This is a genomic window from Afipia sp. GW821-FHT14H12, assembly GCF_058803465.1.
The window spans coordinates 353,927-376,126 of the sequence record NZ_JBXAOZ010000001.1 but is presented as its reverse complement, the minus strand read 5'-3'; the positions used below and the strand labels follow the sequence as shown (position 1 = coordinate 376,126).

Below are 22,200 nucleotides of genomic sequence, written 5' to 3'. Positions count from 1 at the left end.
ATGGTTCGCTATTAATGATAGACCCAAGCGACGACAATGGCAAAACGCCGCGCGTGATGACGCCGAGCCTTGTTAACGCGATTTCGTTCAAGCCGGGTTCATATTGGGCTGTGCATGGCCTTTGTGCAAATCGCGGTGGGGTTCCACGGTGGCGGTTTGCGGTTGCTTGCGGAATCTCTATCCTGCAGCGATGTCTGTCGCGCGTTTCCCTGAACGGTTCGAGCCGATGACAACCCTGACCACCTCAGCGCCCGAACCCAAGACCATCCCACGGGATGCCGGAAAAATCGTTCTTCCGGTGGGAGCGGGTGAGCGCGAATTGCGGCTCGATCTGTTTCGTGGGCTCGCGCTGTGGCTGATCTTCATCGATCATCTGCCGCCGAACATCCTGACTTGGCTCACCATCCGTAATTACGGCTTTTCCGACGCGACCGAGATCTTCATTTTCATTTCGGGATATACCGCCGCCTTCGTCTACAGCCGGGCGATGGACGAGCGCGGTTTCATCATTTCGAGCGCGCGCATCTTCAAGCGGGTCTGGCAAATCTACGTCGCACACGTCTTCCTGTTCATGATCTATCTCGCGGAAATTTCCTACATCGCGACCAGCTTCGAGAACCCGCTTTATTCGGAGGAAATGGGAATCCTCGATTTTCTCAAGCATCCGGACACCACGATCATGGAGGCGCTGCTTTTGAAGTTCAAGCCGGTCAACATGGACGTGCTGCCGCTTTATATCGTGCTGATGCTGTTCCTGCCGTTCGTATTGTGGCTGATGCGCCGCATCCCCGATGTCACCCTGGCGCTGGCGGTCCTCCTCTATGCGCTGACCTGGCAGTACGGCTTTGCCTTGCCTGCCTACCCGAACGGGGTGTGGGTGTTCAATCCGTTCGCGTGGCAGTTGCTGTTCGTGTTCGGCGCATGGTGCGCGCTGGGCGGGGCGCAGCGGATGGCGCCGATCCTCGCTTCGCGCGTCACGCTCGTGCTGGCGGTGGCTTATCTGCTGTTCGCTTTCTACGTGACGCTGACATGGCATGTTCCGCAGTTGCACGGCTATCTGCCGGGGTGGCTGGAAAGCTGGATGTATCCGATCAACAAGACCGATCTTGACGTGCTGCGGTTCGCCCACTTCCTCGCGCTCGCGGCGGTCACGGTCTACTTCCTGCGGAAGGACTGGCCGGGGCTGAAATCTCCATGGCTGCGGCCGATTATCCTGTGCGGGCAGCATTCGCTGGAAATTTTCTGCATCGGCGTGTTTCTGGCCTTCGCCGGTCACTTCGTCCTGGCGGAAACCTCGGGCGGGGCAGGGCTGCATTTCGTCATTAGTATGATCGGTTTGGTCATCATGTCCTGCGCGGCGTGGCTGCTGTCATGGTACAAAGCCGAAGTGAACAAGAGCGGTAAACGGCCCGTTTTGGCAGTCAGTGCCGATATGGTCGGGAGTAATTGATGAATATCGTGAGGATCGCGGGAGTGGCGGTTCTGGCCTGGCTGGCGGTGACGCCGGCCGTGGCCGACGATGACCATTTCTGCTCCGTGCCCGCTTATCTGCTCAGCACCGACGCAACGCTGCCGAAGGTTGCGGAGGCCTTCAAGGCGCGGTCGCCCATTCGCGTGCTGGTGATCGGCAGCCGCTCCTCCGCGTTGAGCGGGCCGGACGGCGCCGCAAGTTCCTATCCCACGCGCTTCGAGGCGGCGCTGCGAAGCAAGCTGCCCGGCATCGAGATCAGCGTGACGACCGAACTTCATCCCAAGGAGACGGCCGCGGATGTCGCCGGGAAGGTCGAGAAGATCATGCAGGAGCGGAAGCCGACACCGACGTTGGTGGTCTGGCAGACCGGCACCGTCGACGCGATGCGCTCAATCGACCCGGACGATTTTCGCGCAGCGCTCGATACCGGCCTTGCCGCTCTGCAGAAGGCGGATGCCGACGTGATCCTGATGAATCTGCAATTCAGTCCGCGCATGGAAACGGTGCTGGCGGCGACCAACTACAACGATACGATCCGTGTCGTGGCGCAGGAGCACGGTGCGCCGCTGTTCGACCGTTTTTCGATCATGCGCGCCTGGAGCGAGGCGGGAGATTTCGACCTGTTCGCGCAGGCCCACAGCATCGGCGTTGCCGCGCGGGTGCATGATTGCCTTGGGCGCGCGCTGTCCAAGCTCGTGATCGAGGCCGCCCATATCAACCCGTCCGAGCTCGGGGTGCGCTGACGATGCGGCAGCGCCATCGCAAGTTGCTCGTCGCTGTGGGGCTTTTCGGTATTCTTGCGAGCGCGCCGTGTCTTGCCGCGGGCGAGATGTCCGCGCAGTCAGAGACGCCGTCGGCGACGACCGATGGGGTGCCTGCAAAGCGTAGCCTTCCCGGCAAGGCGATTGATGCCGCGAAAAATGCTGCGAGCCGGGCCGGCGATGTTCTCACGCGTATTCCGTGCCTGCCGCCGAAAGGCGCTGGTGCGGTCTCCGCCTCGCTGCCGCGCGTGGCGCGCAAGCTCAACGCGGGAGAGCCGATCACCATCGTGGCGCTAGGATCGTCGTCCACCGCAGGCTACGGGACGACGTCGTCCACCTATACCTATCCGAGTCGCTTGGCCGAACAGCTTCGGCGGAAATATCCGAGGGCGCGCATCAGCGTCATCAATCGCGGCATGGGTGGTCAGGAAGTGCCGCAGATGGTCCAGCGGTTGCAGTCGAGCGTGCTCGATTCAAATCCGGATCTCGTGATCTGGCAGCTCGGTACGAACACGGTGGTGCGCGGTGAGGATTCATCGGGCCTCGCCGCGATGGTGGAGGCCGGCGTCGCCAGGATACAGGCCACAGGCGCCGACGTGGTGCTGATCGATCCGCAATATGTGCCCGCCGTGACCGCGAAGAAAGAGGGCGCGAACAAGATGGTGAAGCTGATCCGCGAAGTCGGACGGCTGCGTCATGCTTCGGTCTTCCCGCGCTTCGAAGTGATGCGGCAGTGGCATGAGGACGAGAAGCTGCCGTTCGAGAGTTTCTCGATCTCCGATGGGCTGCACATGAACGACTGGGGATATGCCTGTTTCGCCCAGTTGCTCGGCGACACCATCATCAAGTCGGTCGGAGAAGCCAAAGCTGAACCCGGCACCGAGAGGCCGGGAAGCGTCATGAGCTTCAGGCCGATGTGAGGTCGTGAAAAAGCCCGCCAAACGGCGGGCTTTTTGGATGGCGGCGAGCTTGCCTCAGACTTTCTCCAGCGCGCCCTGAACATCCTCGATCAGGTCGTCGACGTGTTCGAGGCCGACCGAGAAGCGGATGAACCCGTCGCCGATACCGAGTTCGGCGCGTTCATCCGGCGTCAGACGCTGATGCGTGGTGGTGGCGGGATGAGTGACGATGCTCTTGGAGTCGCCGAGATTGTTGGAAATGCGCGCGACCTGGAAGCCGTTCAGGGCGCGGAATGCGCCAGCCTTGCCGCCCTTCACCTCGAAGCCGATCATCGTCGAGCCTGCGCGCATCTGCTTCTTGATGACATCGGCCTGCGGATGGTCGGCACGGCCCGGATAGATCAGCCGCGTCACTTTCGGATGCGTGGCGAGGATGTCGGCGATCTTCGCCGCACTTTCGGTCTGCGCCTTGACGCGCACGCCGAGCGTCTCAAGCCCCTTCAACAGCACCCAGGCATTGAACGGTGACATCGAAGGCCCGGTCTGGCGGAAGAAATTATGGATGTGCTCCATGATGAATTCTTGCGTCGATAGGATGATGCCGCCGAGACAGCGGCCCTGTCCATCGATGTGCTTAGTCGCCGAATAGACAACGACATCCGCGCCGAGTTCGAGCGGGCTCTGGTAAAGAGGCGTTGCGAACACATTGTCCACCACGAGGCGGGCGCCGCCCTGATGGGCGATCTTTGCTACCTCCGCGATGTCGACCACCTCGAGCGTCGGATTGGTCGGACTCTCCAGGAACAGCGTCTTGGTGTTGGGACGCATCGCCTTGCGCCAGGCGTCGAGGTCACGGCCATCCACCAGCGTGGAGGTGATGCCGTAGCGCGGCAGCAGTGTTTCGATGACGTAGCGGCACGAACCGAACAGCGCTCTTGCCGCGACAACGTGATCGCCGGCCTGAAGTGGTGCGAGCATGGCGGTGGTCATCGCGGCCATGCCGGTCGCGGTGGCGCGCCCGGCTTCGGCGCCTTCCAGCGCGGCCATGCGTTGCTCGAACATCGCAACCGTCGGATTGGAAAATCGCGAATAGAGAAAGCCCGGCTTCTCGCCCTTGAAACGCGCCTCGCATTCCTCCGCGCTCTCGTAGGTGAAGCCCTGGGTCAGAAACAGCGATTCCGACATCTCGCCGAAGTCGGAACGGATCGTTCCGGCGTGGACAAGGCGGGTTTCAGGGCGGTAGCGGGATGAGTTCAGGGCGTTCTTTGTGTCGGACATCAGGACCTCCAATAGCGTCTCGCTTGGAAACAAGACGCAAAAAACCGGCCTGGAAAAAATCCAACGGCCGGGGGCACAAGGTCCGCGGCCTGTTTAGCGACTTATTTTACGTGGCTGCAAGCCGGCCGGCCCAAATCACCACGGGATAAGTCCGAGGCTTAATCCGCACGGCCCTTTCCGTCAAGCAACCCATCGGATAACGGGGTAAAGTTCTATGCATAGCTCACTCCCGAGGGGACCGGATTTGGCCTTCTCTCTCCCAGCCAACGCCAACGGTATTCTGCCCGATCGCATGATCGCGGCCATGGAAGAAGACGGCCTGATCCTGCCGGCGTTTCCGTTCGTGGAGAGCCAGATCCAGCCCGCGAGCCTCGACCTGCGGCTGGGCGAGGTGGCCTACCGGGTGCGCGCGAGCTTTCTGCCGGGGCCGGATGTCACGGTTGCGGAGCGGATCGACGAATTGAAACTGCACGAAGTAGATCTCTCCGACGGCGCGGTGCTGGAGACCAACTGCGTCTACATCGTGCCGCTGCTGGAGAGCTTGGCGCTGCCGCCTTCGATTCTGGCGTCCGCCAATCCGAAAAGTTCGACCGGCCGCCTCGATGTGTTCACCCGCGTGATCGCGGATGGCACGCGTCGCTTCGACATGATCGGCGCGGGCTATCATGGCCCGCTCTATGCCGAGATCAGCCCGAAGACATTTCCCGTGCTGCTGCGGCAGGGATCGCGTCTGTCGCAGGTCCGCTTCCGCACCGGCGCGCCGCAACTGAACAACGACGAACTCGAGGCGCTGCATCAGGCCGAGCATCTTGTCGATTGCGAGAATGCCGATCTTGCCGGCGGCGTCGCGGTCAGCGTCGACCTCTCGGGCGAGGGCTCGGATGGCTTCGTCGGTTACCGCGCCAAGCGTCACACCGGCGTTGTCGATATCGACCGGCGCGGCGGTTACGCCGTCGATGATTTCTGGGAGCCGATCCGCGCCCGGCCGGACCACAGCCTCATTCTCGATCCCGGCGAGTTCTACATTCTTGCCTCGAAAGAAGCCGTGCAGGTGCCGCCGAACTACGCCGCCGAAATGGTGCCGTTCGACCCATTGGTCGGCGAATTCCGCGTGCACTATGCGGGCTTCTTCGATCCGGGGTTCGGTCATGCGGGCGCGGGCGGGCAGGGATCGCGCGCCGTGCTGGAGGTGCGCTCGCGCGAAGTGCCTTTTATTCTCGAACACGGCCAGATCGTCGGACGTCTTGTGTACGAGAAGATGCTGGCGCCCCCCCAGACGCTGTACGGCACCCGCATTGCCTCGAACTATCAGGGCCAGGGGCTGAAGCTCTCCAAGCATTTCCGCGCGCCTGTTTGAGGCGGTTTGGTTAACGTCACCTCCGTGTCGTTGCAAAAGGCGAGCGGTTGGGCGATGGTGAAATGGACTTCGCGGGCGTAGTTCAATGGTAGAACGGCAGCTTCCCAAGCTGCATACGAGGGTTCGATTCCCTTCGCCCGCTCCAATCGTCCTGCGTTCCCGCAGTGACGCTTTGGCCACGCAGTTCCACTGAACTGCATCCGTCATGCAACACCGCATTGAAATCATCTGCGCCTAAGAGGGCCGATCTGGACAAACCGCCGGACTCGCAACACGCTGTCGATGCCTCGGTGACACAGCCGGGCGGGGGACGCGACGATGAGATTCGTGACCGGATTGTTGGCGGGCGTGTTGTTGCTGGCCGGGTTGACCGCGAGCCATGCGGTGGTCCGCATCGCCGATGATCGCGGCGGACGCATCGGCACTTATGTCGACAAGTATCAGAATCTCCGAACATCGGGCGACACCGTGGTGATCGACGGATTGTGCGCCTCGGCCTGTACCATTGTGCTCGGCGCGGTTCCGCACGACCGCATCTGCGTCACCTCCCGCGCCAGCCTTGGTTTCCACGCCGCATGGGATCCGGGCAAGGGCGGACGCCCGGTCACGAATGTCGAAGCCACCCACATGCTCTACAAAATGTACCCGGCCTCGATCCGCCACTGGATCGCGCGGCATGGCGGGTTGAAGCCACGGATGATCTTCCTGCGCGGCCACCAACTGACGTCGATGTACAAGCCCTGCTACATGGACGCGCACGCCTCCGCAGGAGCCCGGTGACGCCGTTCTGGCGGTATTTTGCCTCGCCATGATGTGATCGCTGCATGGCTCGTACGCGAGCGGTTTGCTTGCCCGTAGGTGCTTTCATGGCTATTTGAACGGGATCGGCAGCCCACCCTGTCAGCATTCCAGGTTTTCAGGTTCCTATGGCAACGAGTTCAACGCGACCGGGCGTCGTCATCGCCGCCTTCGCCATCAGCCTTGCAATCGGGTTGATGGGTGTTCTTTTCCTCGTCGGCGGATTTCGCAGCAACACTCCGGTCTCGTCGATCGGCGGCCCGTTCCAGTTGACGGACCAGACCGGCGCAACCGTCACGGAGAAGAACCTGCAAGGCAAGCCGACGCTGATGTTCTTCGGCTTCACGCATTGTCCGGATATATGTCCGACCTCGTTGTTTGAAATATCGGAAATTCTGCGCGCGATGGGGCCGGATGCCGGGCGCATCAACGCCTATTTCGTCTCGGTCGATCCGGAGCGCGATACGCCCGCCGTGATGAAGGATTATCTGCAGAGCTTCGATCCGCACCTCAAGGGTCTGAGCGGTTCTCCCGAAGCCATCGCCAAGATGATCAAGGCGTATCGTGTTTACGCCAAGAAGGTGCCGTTGAAGGACGGCGACTACACCATGGACCACACCGCAGCGGTCTATCTGCTGGATCGCGAGGGCCGGTTCGTCGTGCCGTTCAATTTGAAGCAGACGCCGCAGCAGGCGGCTACCGATCTCAAGCGCTATTTCTGACGTTTCGTTCTTGCGCGACGTCTTCAAGGTCCTTGGCATGACGCCGGGCTGAACGCGCCGCGAGCCGCGAATGGCGCGCGAGCCCATGCTCGGTCTTTTCCCAGTGATAGGGGTCGTGGAGGAGTTGTGTGAGCGCCCGCCATGCCGCGACCGAGAGGCAGGCCCAATAGAGCGGTGTCAGGAGCAACACCCATGCATGATGCAGAAGCCTGCGGCGCGCGAGGCCGATCAGGCACACGACGATGGTCGATAGGTAGCCTGCGGCGATGGTTGTGAAATGCAGCTCGACAAACGGTCCGGAGAACATCTCGATCTCCGTGCTGCCGGCTGCGCTGAAGCCGAGCTCCAGAAGGCAGGCGCCGATCAGCACGGGGTAGGCGAGCGCGGTCAGGACATTGCCGCCGACGAGCAGGTTGAGCGTGAGGAATCCCGAAGGCCCGCTTTGCCGGATCAGCCGCCGCGGCGAGCGCATGTGCACGATCCAGGTCTGCATCCAGCCCTTCATCCAGCGCGAGCGTTGCCTGAGCCATGCGCCCGCGCGGGCCGGGGCCTCCTCATAGGTCGTCGAGGAGAACATCACCGAGCGATAGCCGAACCGCGCCAAACGGAATCCGAGATCGGCGTCCTCGGTGACGTTATAGGCGTCCCATCCCCCGACTTCGCGCAAGGTCGCGGTCCTGAAATGGTTCGACGATCCGCCGAGCGGCAAAGGCAGGCCGAATTGCGAGAAGCCGCGCAGGAAGGCATCGAACTGTCCTGCGTATTCGGCGGTGAACATGCAGGCGAGCCAGCTATCGGCGCTGTTGTCGATGCAAAGGCTGGCCTGCGCGCAGGCGACGTCATCGCCGTTGCGGCGGAAGGTATCGAGCGCAGCCCGGAGCTGTGAGGGATCGGGCCTGTCTTCGGCATCGAACACGGCGACGAAGTCGCCACGCGCGAACGGCAGTCCGGCATTGAGCGCTTTCGGTTTGGTGCGCGGCCCGAATGGCGGCACGAAAAGGATTTCGACGTTCGGCGGAACATTGAGACGCTCAATGGCGGCCTGTGTTTCGCGGTCGTCGGCTTCCAGCAGCAATTTGATGTCGAGCTTCTCGCGTGGATAATCCAGCGCCGCCAGCGCATGTAAGAGATGCGCGACGGAACGGCCTTCACGATAGAGCGCCACCATCACGGTGTAGACCGGCAGATGTTCGTCGGGTAGGCGGTCGAGCGGATGTGGTCGTTTGTTGCCCGCGAAGGAGCCCGCGAGGCGCAGACTGTTGAACAGCAGAAACCAGATTGCGAGCACTGCCCCGCAGAGCTGCATGATGAGAACGGGCGCCAGGACAAAGATGCCGGTGAGGCCCAGCAGGTGCAGCAGGTAGCGCCGCATCCTGCTGCCGCCATCGCGATGGATCGGCGCGCATGACATCTCGGGCATTTGCAGAGCGAGGCCTTCGGCTGCGTCATAAGCGAGCGCCTCGTGGCGCATCAGATAGCGGTCGAAAGCGGCGCGCGTGGCCAGCCGGATACGCGGCCGTGCCTGCCGGGCGCACAACGCGGCGAGCCGACGTGCAGCGAGGCCGAGCGGTGCCTGGACATGATAAAGCCCGTCAGGCCGCTCGAGCGGCAGCAGGCGGTGCTGCGCGGCATAGCGCAGTTGCGCGTCGCTCAACGGGCAGTCGGCGCGTGAGATATTGCGAAAATCCTCGACGGCGAGCCCGCAATGATGCGCCAGCCGGAGCACATATTCCGCTTCCGTGATGATGCCGCGGCGGATCAGGACCTGATCGGCACCGACGCCAAGCAGCGCGGCGCAACGCGCGGCTTCTGCGAGGATTTCGGGCGGCAGGACATCGTGCAGGCAATCGAGTTCAAATGGGTGGCCGGTCTCGCGCCGGGGCCGCGCGGCAGTGGGCTGGGCGCGCGGGCGTTTGAAGATGTCGGCGAGAAGTCCGGAGGGAGGCCATGCGGGGCGCCGGCGGCGCATTTTCCGCCCCGGTCCGGCCATGTCGTTCGGATGACCGGAGATCGGAGCCATGCGCCCCCCAGACGCTGCCACTCAAACGCCGCTCGCCTCCGCCGCCGGATGGTCTATAAGACCCCCTCGCGGATGCTTCCCAATGCAATCACAGATGGTAATTTCCGGCAATGAAAGATCGAGCGGCTGGCCGAAAGGCTTAAGCCGGACGATACGCGCGATTTTGCTCGGCATTTTCATTGCGGGATCGCTCGGTGCTGAGGTCATCGCACAACCAGCGGTGAAGTCGGCCGTGACGGCGGCCCCCCAGGCCGTGCCGGGTTTCTGGGACCCGCGCCGCCGTCCGGACCGGCCGGACCTGTCGCGCATTACGATGATCCGCTTCCTCACAGAAACCGACTATCCGCCGTTCGACTTCACCGGTCCGGACGGCAATCCGGCGGGCTTCAACGTCGATTTCGCGCGCGCGCTGTGCGAGGAAATCAAGGTGCCCTGCACCATCCAGATGCGGCGGTTCGAGACGCTGGTCGACGCTATCAACACCGGGCGCGGCGACGCGGTGATCGCCTCGATCGCGATGACGCCGGATATCCGCACCAAGCTCGATTTCACCGATCCCTATTATCGTGCGCCTGCGCGTTTCGTCTCCCGTGCAGGCGAGGTTCTGGCCGATGTGCGGCCGGAGAACCTGACAGGCAAGAAGGTCGGCGTCATTTCCGGCTCGGCGCACGAGGCGTATCTGAAAGCGCTCTTTACCGATGCGCTCGCGGTCGGCTTTCCCTCCGAGGATGCGATGCGTTCGGCGTTGCGCCGTGGCGAGGTCGACCTGATTTTCGGTGACGCGATTTCGCTCGGGTTCTGGATCAACGGCACCGATTCGGCGGGGTGCTGCGCGTTCAGCGGCGGGCCGTTCGTGGAGAGCCGCTATTTCGGTGAGGGCATCGGTATCGGCGTCAAGAAAGGCAACGATGTGCTGCGTCAGGCACTGAACTGGGCCATGTTCCGGGTCTGGGAAAAAGGCCGCTACACCGATTTGTGGTTGCGCTATTTTTCCGTTAGCCCGTTCTGAGAGAAAATAAAGGTGCGCGGGATTGGCTCGCGTGCAGCGGAGTGAAGATGTCGGAGACGATCACGCGATTTGAAGACCTGTCGGCGAGCGACCTGCGTGCGGTTGCCGAGCAATCCAATGCCTGGCCGTTCGAGCAGGCCAAACAGATCGTCAATCGCCTGAAGAAGAAACCGAAGGACGAAGTTCTGTTCGAGACCGGCTACGGCCCTTCGGGCCTGCCGCATATCGGCACCTTCGGCGAGGTCGCGCGCACCTCGATGGTGCGCCATGCCTTCCGCGTGCTGACTGAAGACAAGGTCAAGACGAAGCTGCTTGCCTTCTCCGACGACATGGACGGCCTGCGCAAGGTGCCGGATAATGTGCCGAACAAGGAGATGCTTGAAGAGGACCTCGGCAAGCCGCTGACGAAGGTGCGCGACCCGTTCGGCACCCATGACAGCTTCGGTGCGCACAACAATGCGCGGCTGCGCGCCTTCCTCGACACCTTCGGCTTCGATTACGAATTCGCGTCGTCGACGGAGTACTACACCTCGGGCCGGTTCGACGCGACGCTGTTGAAGGTGCTTGAGAACATCGACAAGGTGATGGCGATCATGCTGCCGTCATTACGCGAGGAACGCGCTGCGAGCTATTCGCCGTTTCTGCCGATCTGTCCGCGCACCGGCGTGGTGTTGCAGGTGCCGATCGTCGAGCACGACAAGAAGGCTGGCACGGTTTCTTACGACGATCCCGAGACGAGGGAGCGTGTCACCGTTCCGGTCACCGGCGGGCATTGCAAGCTGCAATGGAAGCCGGACTGGGCGATGCGCTGGGTTGCGCTCGGTGTCGACTATGAAATGGCCGGCAAGGACCTGATCGACTCGGTGAAGCTGTCCGGGCAGATTTGCCGCGCGCTCGGCGGCACGCCACCGGAAGGCTTTAACTACGAACTGTTCCTCGACGACAAGGGCCAGAAGATTTCCAAGTCGAAGGGCAACGGGCTCACTATCGATGAGTGGCTGCGTTACGCCTCGCCGGAATCGCTGTCGCTGTTCATGTATCGCGAGCCGAAGGCGGCGAAGCGGCTGTATTTCGATGTGATCCCGCGCAACGTCGACGAGTATCAACAATTCCTCGATGGCTTCGCGCGGCAGGACGCGAAACAGCGGCTTGGCAATCCGGTGTGGCACATCCACGCGGGCAGGCCGCAGGCCTCCGAGATGCCGGTGACGTTCCAGTTGCTGCTGACGCTGGTGTCGTCGTCGAACGCCGAGAATGCCGAGACGCTGTGGGGCTTCATCGGCCGCTACCGTCCCGGCGTCACGCCGCAGACCCACCCGAAGCTCGATGCGCTGGTCGGCTACGCGATCAACTACTATCGCGATTTTGTCGCACCGACGAAACAATTCCGCGAGCCGGGCGCGAACGAGCGCGCGGCCTTGCAGGACCTGCGCGATGCGCTATCGCAACTGCCTGCGGACGCGTCCGCCGAAGACATCCAGAATGTCGTCTACGAGATCGGGCGGCGCGAGCCGTTCCTCGATCCGGTGAAGAAGGGCAAGGACGGCCGTCCTGGCGTGTCGCTCGACTGGTTCAACATGCTCTATCAGGTGCTGCTCGGGCAGGAGAAGGGGCCGCGCTTCGGCTCGTTCGTTGCGGTCTACGGCGTCACCAATGCCATGACGATGATCGACGCGGCGCTCGCGCGCAGCGCCTGATCCCTGCGTCATGTCGAAGGCCACGCGCGCGACGAGAATGCTGGAGCAGGCGGGCGTCACCTTCTCGACGCACACTTACGAGTATGACGGCAATGCCGACCGCATCGGCCTGCAGGCGGCCGAGGCGCTCGGGGAGAATCCTTCGCGCGTGCTGAAATCGCTGATGGCGCTGGTCGATGGCAAACCGGTCTGCGTCATCGTGCCGTCCGACCGCGAGGTGTCGATGAAAAAGCTCGCCGCTGCGTTCGGCGGCAAGTCGGCGCAGATGATGAAGCCGGCCGATGCCGAGCGGCTGTCGGGCTACAAGGTCGGCGGCATCAGCCCGTTCGGACAGATGAAGACGCCGCGTGCCGCCATCGAGCAAGAGGCGATGGCGCAGAATCTCGTTTACATCAATGGCGGTCAGCGCGGGTTACAGGTGCGGCTCAATCCGCACGATGCGGCGAAAGTGTTGAACGCCATCGTCGCGCCGCTGGTGGCGTGAGCGCTACTGGCTCGCCCAGAGGATGCGCGCGATCCACTCGATCTCGGAGGTCGGCAGCGTGCGGTCGGAATGCGCGGGGTTGAGCGATTGCAGCTCGATCACCTTCTGGGTGCGGCGACGCAATTCCTTCACCATCACCTCGCCGTCCTTGGTCTTGACCACCACGCGGTCACCGCGCCGGATCGGCGCGCTCGGCGAGACGACGATCACATCGCCGTCGCGGTAGGCGGGCTTCATCGAATCGCCGGAAATTTCCAGCGCATAGGCATGCTCGTCGTTGACGGACGGCAGCCCGACCTCGTCCCAGCCCTTGCCGACCGGAAAGCCGCCATCGTCGAAATAGCCGCCGCTGCCCGCTTCGGCGAAACCCAGCAGCGGCACCTGCACGGAACGCGACGAGCTTTCGATGAAATGCACGAAGGTGTCGACGCTGATGCCGGTGGCGGCCAGCGCCTTCGCGACCGACTCGGTCGAAGGCCAGCGTTCGCGGCCATCGCTTGTCACGCGCTTCGACTTGTTGAAGGTGGTGGGATCGAGGCCCGCGCGCTTGGCGAGGCCCGAAGGCGACAGCCCGGCGCGGGCCGCCAGCCTGTCGAGCGCCGTCCAGATTTGATCGTGTGTCAGCATCGTCGAACCGTTCGGCGGGGTTTCGATTATAGGAATTATTACCTTTATTGGGCGGCTTGTGCAATGAGCTGGACGTTGCATTTCAGCCTTGCGCCACATGTCCACCGTCAAGTCTTGAAGTCGCGGGTTGCCATGGCTAGGGTGGCGGCATCAAAAACAATAATGAACTCAAGCACTCCCGGAACTCGCCGTGCGGACCATCTATAAAATCTGTCCGGCACCGGCCTGGCGGGAAGCTGAGCGGGCGGGCGTCTATCGCGGCAGCCCGGATGATGTGCGGGATGGATTCATCCACTTTTCCACAGCCTCGCAGGTTCCCGGCACGCTGGCGAAGCACTTTGCCGGGCAGGTTGATTTATTCCTGATCGCGGTGAGTGCCGATGCGCTGGGTACGGCGTTGAGGTGGGAGCCCTCGCGTGGCGGCGATCTGTTTCCCCATTTGTACGGAGACCTCGATCCGGCCGCCGCCGACAATATTGCCACGCTGGCGGTGGGCGCAGACGGCCTGCACCGGCTTCCGGAGAATTTGACGTGATTCGTGCTTTCGACCACCTGACGCTGCCGCTGCTGCGCAAACTCGATCCGGAGGATGCGCACCGGCTGGCGATCAAGGGTCTGCGCAGCTTTCCGATGCCGCGCGCGAAGGCGGACAGCCCAAGGCTGGCGACCCGTGCCTTTGGACTCGACTTTCCGAACCCGATCGGCATGGCGGCGGGCTTCGACAAGAACGCCGAGGTGCCGGATGCGCTGTTGCGGCTCGGCTTCGGTTACGTCGAGGTGGGATCGATCACGCCGCTGCCGCAGCCTGGCAACCCGCGGCCGCGCATGTTCCGTCTCGAAGAAGATGCCGGTGTCATTAACCGCATGGGGTTCAACAGCGAGGGCGCCGAGGTGGCGCTGCGCCATCTCAACGCGCGGCGCGGGCGCGGCGGCATCGTCGGCGTCAATCTCGGAGCCAACAAGGAGTCCGAGGACCGCACCGGCGACTACGTCAAGCTGATCGGCATGTTCGCGCCGGTCGCGAGCTACTTCACCGTCAACGTGTCGTCGCCGAACACGCCGGGCCTGCGCAATTTGCAGCAGGCCTCCGCGCTCGACGATCTGTTGGCGCGAGTGATCGACGCGCGCAATCGCGCGCGCACCGAGGCGGGCGCGGTGCCGCTGCTGCTGAAGATTTCGCCGGACCTCACGCTGTCCGAACTCGACGATGTCGTGCATATCGCGCGCGCGCGCGGCGTCGATGGCATGATCGTGTCGAATACCACGCTGGCGCGCCCCGATACGTTGCGCGAGCGCGGGTTGGCGCTAGAGCAGGGCGGACTGTCGGGGCGGCCGCTGCTGCGTCTCTCCACGCGCATGGTGGCTGAGACCTATGTGCGCACTGAAGGCGCCTTCCCGTTGATCGGCGTCGGCGGCATCGATTCCGGCGGGGCCGCGCTGATGAAGATTCGCGCCGGCGCCTCGCTGATTCAGTTGTATTCGTCGCTGGTGTACAAGGGGCTTGGCCTTGTCGAGGCGATCAAGACCGATCTGTTGTCGACGTTGCGGCGAACGGGCAGGGAATCGCTGTCGGAAATCGTCGGCGCGGACGCCGCCATGATCACCGCGGAAGACTGGCCGGTGTAAGCGTTCCTGCGAAGGAGGTTTTCAGCAGCGCGCGGTAGCGCAGCGCCTGAAAGCATCCGCGCGCCAGCAGGAAGATCAGAAGCGCGAGCCACAGCCCGTGATTGCCGAGCGGTCGCAGCGCCGCCCATGCCGCGAAATACAGCGCCAGAGACGCCAGCATCAGGTTGCGCATGTCGCGCGCCCAGGTTGCGCCGATGTAAATTCCATCGAAGGCATAGGCCATCACGCCGCAGACCGGCGCCAGTGTGGCGAGCCACATGAAGGTGCGCGCGGCCTCCCGCACGTCGGCGCTCGCGGTCATCAGGTCGATCAGCGCAGGACCGCCCAGTGCGAGCGCCAGCGCGACGGCGATGGCAAACACTATGCTCCAGCCGAGCACGAGCTTCGTGGTGCGCAGGAAGCGGGTGCGGTCGCGTGCGCCGAGGCTGTAGCCGGACAGTTGTTCGGCGGCGGTAGCGAGACCGTCGAGAAAGAACGAGCCGATCAGCGCGAAATTGTTCAGCACCGCGTTGGCCGCGAGCACCACGTCGCCCTCGCGTGCGCCCTGCGCGGTGAAGAACAGGAACGCGCCGGTCAGCGCCAGGGTGCGGATGAAGATGTCGCGGTTGATCGCCATCATCCGTGTGAGCTTGGCGCGCTCAAATACCACCGCGCGCGGAATGCGAAAGCCGGCGCGGCCGAGCATCCGCGCTGCGAGCGTCAACCCGAACACGAGGCCGCAGGCTTCGGCGATGATCGCGGCATGGGCTGCGCCCGCGACACCCTGTTTCAGTCCGATCACCAGAACCACGGTCGCGGCGATGTTGACGAGGTTGATCGCGATCTGAATCGCGAGCGCCCAGCCGGTACGGGCCTGCCCGATCAGCCAGCCGAGCAATGCGTAGTTGGCGAGCAGAAAGGGCGACGACCACAGCCGCACTCCGAAATAGAGTCGCGCCGCCTCCGTCACCGGCCCGCTCGCGCCCATCAGATCGAAGGTGATGGCGGCCAGCGGCTTCTGCACGATGAGCAGCACGGCGCTTGAGAGAATCGCGATCAGCAGGCCGCGCGCGAGCGTGGCGCGGACTTCAAGCGGGTTATCCGCGCCAAGCGCCTGCGCGGTCAGCGCCACCGTGCTCATGCGCAGGAAGCCGAACAGCCAGAACATGCAGTCGAACACCACGGACGCCATGGCGACGCCGCCGAGCAGATGCGCTTCGCCCAGTTGCCCGATCACGCCGGTCGCGACGATGCCGAGCAGTGGCGTCGTCAGGTTCGCGAGCATCGCGGGCCCTGCGATAGCAAAGACCCGGCCATGCGTAAGCTGGTCGTTCATGAGATGCGTTCAGGCGGAAGAATGTGCGGTGGCGACCTCAGCGCGGCCTGGAGCCGAACAGCCGCGACAACAGCCACAGCGGGACGACGATCACCGCGCCGAGGATGAAGTAGCGCCACAGGCTGTTGATGGCATCGAAGCCGAGATTCCAGATCCAGTCCGCGAGGCGGCGCAGGCTCTCGACGATATTCCAGGGATCGAGGCCGATGGCGGCGAGAACGATGCCGACCAGAACCGACATCAGAATGAGCCTCAGCACCACCGCGAGCGGCGAGCCTCCCAGAAAGCGGGAGAACTGATCGTCGCGTGCCGGTAATTCCTTCGCTTCGTTCTGCATTGCCGTCTCCAGAATCCGTGTGTGCTGCTTTTAGCACACTTTGGCGCAGGTGGGGCCGCAAAGCACTGCCGTCAATGGAGGACGTGGGGGAAGGCGGTAGCTTTCCTGAATTTAATCCGGCGGCACCTTACGGTCTCACGGCCGGTATCCGGTGGTTTCGTATCGCCTGCGATAGAATCGAGCTGCCGTGATCTGTTGCCGGGCGCGCGGTCAGGCTATAGAGGGAGCCATTTCCGAGGCCCTTATGCCCGCGCCGCTTTTCCTGTCATCGGGCGATCTGATCGCCGACCGCCGCTACGATTTCGCGCGCGACCTGCAACTGCGCGGCGACATTGCCGGTGCGGCCGATCTGATGGCGCAGGCGGTCGAGCGCGCGCCCAATTTCGCGTCGGCGTGGTTCGCGCTCGGCGAATTGAAGCAGCAACTCAATCTGCATGGCGAGGCGATCCAAGCCTATCGCAAGGCGCAGGAGGCCGACCCGCAGGATCGCCACGGTGCCAAATTGCGGCTGATACGCCTTGGCGTGGAGAAGGTGTCGGACATGCCGCCGGCCTATGTACGCTCGCTGTTCGATCAATACGCACCGACCTTCGAGGACGCGCTTCTCAACAACCTCAGTTACCGGGGCCCAAGCCTCTTGTTGAAAGCCGTGCTGTCGGCCTGCCGTGGGATCAAGCGGCCCGCCTTCTTCAAATCCGCGATCGATCTCGGCTGCGGCACCGGCCTGGCCGCGCGCGCCTTCGAGAAGAATGTCGATGCCTTCGTCGGGATCGATCTGTCGCCCGGCATGATCGCGAAAGCCGAAGCCACCGGCCTCTATCGAAGGCTGGAAGTGGCCGACATGGTCGAGGGTTTGAAGGGAGAGGCAGATGCCGCCTTCGATCTCGCGCTGTCGGCGGATGCGATCATCTATCTGCCTGATCTTGCTCCGGCGCTGAAGGAAGTCGCGCGGGTGCTGCGCCCGAACGGGCTGGTCGCGTTCACCACCGAGACGCATCCCGGCGACGGCGTTGTGATCGGCGCGGGCCTGCGTTACGCGCACGGCACGGTGCATGTGCGCGACGCAATCATGGGGGCCGGGCTTGTGCTGTGCAGTCTTGAAGAGGCTTCCACCCGCACGGAGAGCGATGTGCCTGTGCCGGGCTTGATCGCGGTGGCGCGCAAGGCCTGACGGCTGGAACTTTAAGGATAGGCTGTGCTTGTCAGGTGAGGCGGGGCATGACGCATCCCAAAGACCATATCGACAGCAAGAGACAGACGCCTGCGCCCAAACAGCCCGGGGTGACGGGCGGCGTTCGCGGCTTTCTGCAAACGCTTGGCCCAGGTCTCATCACCGGCGCGGCGGATGACGATCCCTCGGGCATCGGCGCCTACAGCCAGGCCGGCGCGCAACTCGGCTACAGCATTTCCTGGACGATGCTGCTGACGCTGCCGCTGATGGTGGCGATCCAGGAGATTTCAGCACGGGTGGGTCGCGTCACCGGCCATGGCATCGCCGGTAATGCCTGCCGGTTTTACTCGGCCCTTGTCCTCAATGTTGTCGTGGCGCTGCTGTTCGTGGCGAATACGATCAACATCGCCGCTGACCTCGCGGCGATGGCGGACGCGGTGAAATTACTGATCGGCGGACCAGCCATCGTCTATGTCGTGGGCTTCGGCGTCGTCTCGGTCGCCGCGCAAATCTTCTTCGACTATCGGCGTTACAGCGCGGTGCTGAAATGGCTGACATTGAGTCTGTTCGCCTATGTCGGCGCGCTGGCGTTCGCGCATGTTGCGTGGGGCGAGGCGCTGCGTGGCCTCGTCATTCCGCAGCTCCAGTGGAAGTCCGAATTCTTCACCACGTTGGTTGCGATCCTCGGCACCACGATCTCACCCTATCTGTTTTTCTGGCAGGCCTCGCAGGAGGCGGAGGACCAGCGGATCGATGCCCGCAAGAAACCGCTGGCTGAGAAGCATTATGGCGCGCGGGCGGAGTTTCATCGTATCCGGGTCGATACCGTCGCGGGGATGGTATTCTCGACCGTCATCGCGCTCGCGATCATCATGACGGCGGCGGCGACGCTGTACGCCAGCGGCAAGACCGACATCGAGACGTCCGCGCAGGCAGCGGAGGCGCTGCGGCCGGTCGCGGGCGCGTTCGCGGAAGTCATCTTTGCGCTGGGCATCATCGGCACAGGTTTGCTGGCCGTGCCTGTGCTGGCAGGCTCGGCGGCCTATGCGATCGGCGAGGGACGAAAGTGGCCGGTCGGTCTCGCGCGCAAGCCAAAGGAAGCAGTGTCGTTCTATTCAGTGCTGGCGCTGTCGGCGGGAATCGGGATCGTGTTGAATTTCACACCGATCAGCCCGATCGCGGCGCTGTACTGGAGCGCGGTCGTCAACGGCGTGCTTGCGGTGCCGGTGATGGTGCTGCTGATGGTCATGGTCCGGCGCACCGATGTGATGGGCCGGTTCCTCGTCGGCGGCGCGCTTTATTGGCTAGGCTGGCTGTCGACCGTCGCGATGGCGGTCTGTGTGGCCGCGATGTTTGCCGGAATGCTGTGAGCATCCTGCAGCGTTTTCAAGCGAATCAGATCGTCGAGTGTTTCGCGGCTTTGGGCTTGGCCGATCTGCTTGAGGTCTTCTGCACGCGCTTGGCGTCCCAGCCGCCCGGCGGCGTCGCGACCTGGATCGCATCGCTCGGTTGCTGCTCGACCTTGAAGGTCTGTGCCGCGAGTTTGGCCTTGGCGAGCGAGGCCGGGTCGAGCCGCTTGGCAACGTCGTCGCGCTTGTGCGCGGAATCGGTGTCGCCCTGCGCGGCAGCGAGGCTGAACCATTTGTAGGATTCGGTGAGGTTCTGTTCGACGCCGATGCCGCGCGCGTAGAGGATGCCGAGATTGAACTGGCTGTCGGCGACGCCATGCTCGGCGGCCTTCAGGAACCAGTAGGCAGCGGCCTTGTAGTTCGGCTTGCCGCCGCCATCGGCTTCCAGCACCGCGAGATTGTGCATCGCCTTGGCATTGCCGCGATCGGCAGCCGCGCGGTAGTAGCGGTTGGCGGTGTCGATATCCTTGCGGACGCCGAGGCCCTTTTCATACAGCGTGCCGAGGCGGAACAGCGCGGGCACGAGGTTGGCCTTCGCCGCGCGGTCGTACCATTTCGCAGCCTCCTCGAAATTCGCGGTCACGCCGCGCCCATCGGCATAGCGCAGGGCGATCTCATAGGCGGCGCTCGCGTCACCCTTAAGGGCTGCCGCGCGCAGCACCGGACCGCCGATGGCCTCCGGCAGCGGCGCGACGGCACCACTGACAGACGGGATCGAGCCGGTAATGTCGGCATTCGCAGGCTGCGCGGGTGGTTCCGCCGGTGTGATGGACGGGCTGGAAGCCCAACTCGGCAGCGTCGTGGCCGGTGCGTTCATCGACTGCTTGTCGATCGGCGTGGGCGACGTCATCGACGGAGCAGGCGGCGCCGATTGTTCGGGTGCTGGTGTGGTGTTGTCGTCCGTGTCTGGAGTCTGTGCGGGCGATGCTGCAGGCGCGGGCGACACGGCATGGGATTCCATCGCCGGCGCGGAGCGGCCCGTCTCGCCGCTGTGCCACAGATTGCTCGCCATCTTGAAGGTGCCGAGCACGATCACGAACACGCTGGCGCCAACCAGAAGCGCCCGTACCCGCGACGAGCGGGACGTATCGGGAGATGTTTCTTTCGCGTTCGCGACAGCTCGCGCCGCATCGTTCAGCGCGGTGACGCGGTTGGCTTTCTTGGACGCAGGCTTGGCTTCGCCGGCCTGTGCGGCCTGAGCGGCGCGGCGTGCGGCCTGAATGAAATTCGACGAGCTGACCGGCCCCTTTGGGGGCGGAATATCGCGTAGCGCATTCTCGGAACTGGCGATGCGTTCCGCCGCCGACGGCCGTGCGTTGTTGCGGCTGCCCGGCTCCAGCGGATGGTCGGGCGGCAGATCGGGATCGATCGGAGAACGCGCAGGGCGCGACGGAGCCGCGTTGACGACGGATGCAGGCTCCTTGGGGAGTTGGGACGGGATCGGCTCTGCTTTCGCAGGCATTTGCGCGACTGGGCGGGCGGCGCTCTGCAGCAACGCGGGGTTCGGCAACTCGGGCCGTGTCTGCGGTGGAATCGGCGGTGCTGCAGGCCGTGACGGCGCAGGTGGCGGAACGGGAGCAGGCGCAGGCGTGGAACGGCCCTGACGCAGATCGCCTTCGATCTGGGCGAGGCGGTCGACCACATGGCCGAGCGTGTTGTGAACGACCTCCAGCGAATCCTGCGTGTGACGGGTCGTGTCCACCTGGCTCTGGCGCATGTCCGACAATTCGCGCCGGATCGCGTCGACGAAGGCGGAGTCCATCGCGGGCGCGGCTGATGCCGGGGCTGCGTCGCCTGTGCCGCGTTGTTGCAGCATCTGCATGATCTCGGACAGGCCGCTTTCGACGCGGTTCAGATTGCCGGGACGGGTCTCCGAGGCTTCCAGCCGCTCCAGTAGATGCGCGACACGCTGTTCGACATGGCCGAATGTCGACGCGGCATCGCCGCCAACCTGCAGATTGTCGAGACGATCGGAGATCGTGCGAACCGCCTTGTCGAAATGGCCGGTATCGGCTGCCGGGCGCTCGCGTTGCTCCAGCGTTGTGGTCAACGCGGCGATGCGCTGTTCGAGGGCTGCGAACATGTCGCTGTGCCCGCTCTGCGACAACTGGTCGACCCGCAGCGACAGCGTGCGGACATTCTCGGACAACTGCGCCAACGCTTCGTTCGAGGCGATGTTGGCGACGATGGTCTTCAGCGCCGAGATCGCCTCGTCGAGTTGGCGCAGCGTGGCGGGATCGCCGCTTGAGCGGACGATGGTGTCGATCTTGCCGCCGAGGTTGCGGATGGCGTCGTCGAAACCGGCAAGCTGTTCCGCCGGCGTGAGCGAGCGCAATTCGCTGCGAATTTCGGAGAGAGCGCGCTCGATCGCGCCAAGAGCCGCGCCATCGCCGCCGGTCTGATGCGTTTCGTCGATCCGCCGGCCGAGCGAGCGGATCTCGCCTTCCAGCGATTCGATCGCGCGGCGCGGCAGCGCCTCGGTGATGGCGTGGCGGATTTCGGCGAGTTCGGAGCGGAACGCGGCGATGGACTGTTCGATGCCATCGGGGCGGCGCAGCGTTTCGATCTGGCTCGTGAGGCCCGCGATCTGGCGCTCGATGTTGAGGAAACCAGGGTGTTCGGGCGCGGGCGCCATCGGCGGCGCCTGAACGAAATTCGGCGCGCTGCGGTTCAGCGCTTCCTGCGCGGGGCTTGGACCATCGAGTTCGCCCTGGCGGGCGATGATTTCCGCGATCGACAGGTCGAGTCCTGCCGGGCGCGTCGGCGCGGGCGGCGCCATCCGCGGCGCGGCGGTGGTGGGGACCTGTTGGGATGGCGCAGACATATGCGAAAGCCGGGCGTCGAGCCGCGAGATCGCGTCGTTGAGTTGCCGCGCCACGCCGTTTTCGCCGCGCGCGGCTGGGTGCTGGGACAATTGTTCGACCTGACGGGCGATGGAATCGAGCCGCTGGTGGATTTCGGCGATGTCGCGCGCCTCATGCGGCGAAAGCTGGCGCTGGGCGGGTGCATTCATCCAGTCGCCCGGCGCGCCGGTGCGCTGCGTGGCGCTTGCGCCGCGTTCCCTGACGGAAGGGTCGAGACCCTCAGCGCCCCATGATTGATGAAATGCCATGCCCTGTCCGGTACCCGACGCCGGTTTCCTGCCGTCTCCAGTCGCTACGCCCTTTGAAGAAACAAACGAATTTCCGGCGCAGGCAGACTGCTTCAGGCGAGACTTTT

19 protein-coding genes, 1 tRNA gene and 1 riboswitch are annotated in these 22,200 nt (G+C 63.9%); of the genes, 14 read left to right on the top strand and 6 right to left on the bottom strand.

Features of this window, described 5'->3' with window-relative positions; all coding sequences use genetic code 11:
* Positions 1 to 226 precede the first annotated feature (226 nt).
* Genes AC1RNA_RS01870 through AC1RNA_RS01860 form a run of 3 tightly spaced genes read left to right on the top strand, consistent with a single transcriptional unit; the run spans position 227 to position 3,152 of the window.
* The gene (locus AC1RNA_RS01870) at positions 227 to 1,450 is read left to right on the top strand and encodes an OpgC domain-containing protein (RefSeq protein WP_492950019.1); all 1,224 of its coding nucleotides are present in this window, start codon (positions 227 to 229) and stop codon (positions 1,448 to 1,450) included.
* The gene (locus AC1RNA_RS01865) at positions 1,450 to 2,214 is read left to right on the top strand and encodes an SGNH/GDSL hydrolase family protein (protein ID WP_492950018.1); all 765 of its coding nucleotides are present in this window, start codon (positions 1,450 to 1,452) and stop codon (positions 2,212 to 2,214) included. The genes AC1RNA_RS01870 and AC1RNA_RS01865 overlap by 1 nt, the downstream gene beginning before the upstream one ends.
* Positions 2,215 to 2,216: 2 nt before the next feature.
* On the top strand, positions 2,217 to 3,152 hold the full coding sequence (locus AC1RNA_RS01860; protein ID WP_492950017.1) for an SGNH/GDSL hydrolase family protein: 936 nt from the start codon (positions 2,217 to 2,219) through the stop codon (positions 3,150 to 3,152).
* Between the two features lie 54 nt (positions 3,153 to 3,206).
* Here the strand turns inward: AC1RNA_RS01860 and AC1RNA_RS01855 are convergent, their stop codons facing one another.
* Positions 3,207 to 4,409, bottom strand: coding sequence for an O-succinylhomoserine sulfhydrylase (locus AC1RNA_RS01855; RefSeq protein ID WP_492950016.1), 1,203 nt, complete (start codon positions 4,407 to 4,409; stop codon positions 3,207 to 3,209).
* A gap of 72 nt (positions 4,410 to 4,481) precedes the next feature.
* A riboswitch (SAM riboswitch) is annotated at positions 4,482 to 4,561 on the bottom strand.
* A gap of 62 nt (positions 4,562 to 4,623) precedes the next feature.
* Here AC1RNA_RS01855 and AC1RNA_RS01850 point away from each other — a divergent pair.
* From AC1RNA_RS01850 to AC1RNA_RS01835, 4 genes are all read left to right on the top strand, one after another.
* A complete protein-coding gene (locus AC1RNA_RS01850; RefSeq protein ID WP_492950015.1) occupies positions 4,624 to 5,766 on the top strand; it encodes a 2'-deoxycytidine 5'-triphosphate deaminase in 1,143 nt (380 codons plus the stop codon).
* A gap of 71 nt (positions 5,767 to 5,837) precedes the next feature.
* Positions 5,838 to 5,911, top strand: a tRNA-Gly gene (locus tag AC1RNA_RS01845).
* Between the two features lie 173 nt (positions 5,912 to 6,084).
* Positions 6,085 to 6,546 carry a hypothetical protein gene (locus AC1RNA_RS01840; protein WP_492950014.1) on the top strand — a complete coding sequence of 154 codons (462 nt, stop codon included), beginning with the start codon at positions 6,085 to 6,087 and terminating at the stop codon, positions 6,544 to 6,546.
* Positions 6,547 to 6,692: 146 nt separating this feature from the next.
* The gene (locus tag AC1RNA_RS01835) at positions 6,693 to 7,286 is read left to right on the top strand and encodes an SCO family protein (RefSeq protein ID WP_492950013.1); all 594 of its coding nucleotides are present in this window, start codon (positions 6,693 to 6,695) and stop codon (positions 7,284 to 7,286) included.
* Here the strand turns inward: AC1RNA_RS01835 and AC1RNA_RS01830 are convergent.
* Complete coding sequence (locus AC1RNA_RS01830; RefSeq protein WP_492950012.1) at positions 7,270 to 9,306, bottom strand: glycosyltransferase family 2 protein; 2,037 nt, start codon at positions 9,304 to 9,306, stop codon at positions 7,270 to 7,272. The two genes, AC1RNA_RS01835 and AC1RNA_RS01830, sit on opposite strands and share 17 nt — an antisense overlap.
* A gap of 82 nt (positions 9,307 to 9,388) precedes the next feature.
* On the opposite strand from AC1RNA_RS01830, the gene AC1RNA_RS01825 reads away from it, so the two are divergent.
* The 3 genes from AC1RNA_RS01825 to ybaK are packed head-to-tail and all read left to right on the top strand — an operon-like array spanning position 9,389 to position 12,496.
* Positions 9,389 to 10,315, top strand: a complete 927-nt coding sequence (locus AC1RNA_RS01825) for a transporter substrate-binding domain-containing protein (RefSeq protein ID WP_492950011.1) — start codon at positions 9,389 to 9,391, stop codon at positions 10,313 to 10,315.
* A 47-nt stretch (positions 10,316 to 10,362) separates the two neighbouring features.
* Entirely contained in the window at positions 10,363 to 12,012 is a 1,650-nt protein-coding gene (locus AC1RNA_RS01820; RefSeq protein WP_492950010.1) for a lysine--tRNA ligase, read from the top strand.
* A 10-nt stretch (positions 12,013 to 12,022) separates the two neighbouring features.
* On the top strand, positions 12,023 to 12,496 hold the full coding sequence (gene ybaK / locus AC1RNA_RS01815) for a Cys-tRNA(Pro) deacylase (RefSeq protein ID WP_492950009.1): 474 nt from the start codon (positions 12,023 to 12,025) through the stop codon (positions 12,494 to 12,496).
* 3 nt (positions 12,497 to 12,499) lie between these two features.
* On the opposite strand, the gene AC1RNA_RS01810 is transcribed toward ybaK, so the two are convergent.
* Complete coding sequence (locus tag AC1RNA_RS01810) at positions 12,500 to 13,123, bottom strand: S24 family peptidase (RefSeq protein ID WP_009339633.1); 624 nt, start codon at positions 13,121 to 13,123, stop codon at positions 12,500 to 12,502.
* Positions 13,124 to 13,313: 190 nt separating this feature from the next.
* On the opposite strand from AC1RNA_RS01810, the gene AC1RNA_RS01805 reads away from it, so the two are divergent.
* Positions 13,314 to 13,658: a DUF952 domain-containing protein gene (locus tag AC1RNA_RS01805; RefSeq protein ID WP_492950008.1), complete on the top strand. Its 345-nt coding sequence runs from the start codon at positions 13,314 to 13,316 to the stop codon at positions 13,656 to 13,658.
* Entirely contained in the window at positions 13,655 to 14,749 is a 1,095-nt protein-coding gene (locus tag AC1RNA_RS01800; RefSeq protein WP_009339636.1) for a quinone-dependent dihydroorotate dehydrogenase, read from the top strand. The genes AC1RNA_RS01805 and AC1RNA_RS01800 overlap by 4 nt, the downstream gene beginning before the upstream one ends.
* Here AC1RNA_RS01800 and AC1RNA_RS01795 read toward each other — a convergent pair.
* Together AC1RNA_RS01795 and AC1RNA_RS01790 are read right to left on the bottom strand one after the other, a co-directional pair.
* Positions 14,724 to 16,064 carry an MATE family efflux transporter gene (locus AC1RNA_RS01795; RefSeq protein WP_492950007.1) on the bottom strand — a complete coding sequence of 447 codons (1,341 nt, stop codon included), beginning with the start codon at positions 16,062 to 16,064 and terminating at the stop codon, positions 14,724 to 14,726. The genes AC1RNA_RS01800 and AC1RNA_RS01795 overlap by 26 nt on opposite strands.
* Before the next feature lie 37 nt (positions 16,065 to 16,101).
* Positions 16,102 to 16,401 (bottom strand): DUF6460 domain-containing protein, encoded by a 300-nt coding sequence (locus AC1RNA_RS01790; protein ID WP_009339640.1) that lies wholly within the window; start codon positions 16,399 to 16,401, stop codon positions 16,102 to 16,104.
* A 244-nt stretch (positions 16,402 to 16,645) separates the two neighbouring features.
* Here AC1RNA_RS01790 and AC1RNA_RS01785 point away from each other — a divergent pair, with 244 nt between their 5' ends.
* Positions 16,646 to 17,572 (top strand): class I SAM-dependent DNA methyltransferase, encoded by a 927-nt coding sequence (locus AC1RNA_RS01785; RefSeq protein WP_492950006.1) that lies wholly within the window; start codon positions 16,646 to 16,648, stop codon positions 17,570 to 17,572.
* Between the two features lie 47 nt (positions 17,573 to 17,619).
* Positions 17,620 to 18,942, top strand: a complete 1,323-nt coding sequence (locus tag AC1RNA_RS01780; RefSeq protein ID WP_492950005.1) for an NRAMP family divalent metal transporter — start codon at positions 17,620 to 17,622, stop codon at positions 18,940 to 18,942.
* A gap of 25 nt (positions 18,943 to 18,967) precedes the next feature.
* Here AC1RNA_RS01780 and AC1RNA_RS01775 read toward each other — a convergent pair whose 3' ends face one another.
* Positions 18,968 to 22,093 (bottom strand): tetratricopeptide repeat protein, encoded by a 3,126-nt coding sequence (locus tag AC1RNA_RS01775; protein WP_492950004.1) that lies wholly within the window; start codon positions 22,091 to 22,093, stop codon positions 18,968 to 18,970.
* Positions 22,094 to 22,200 lie beyond the last annotated feature (107 nt).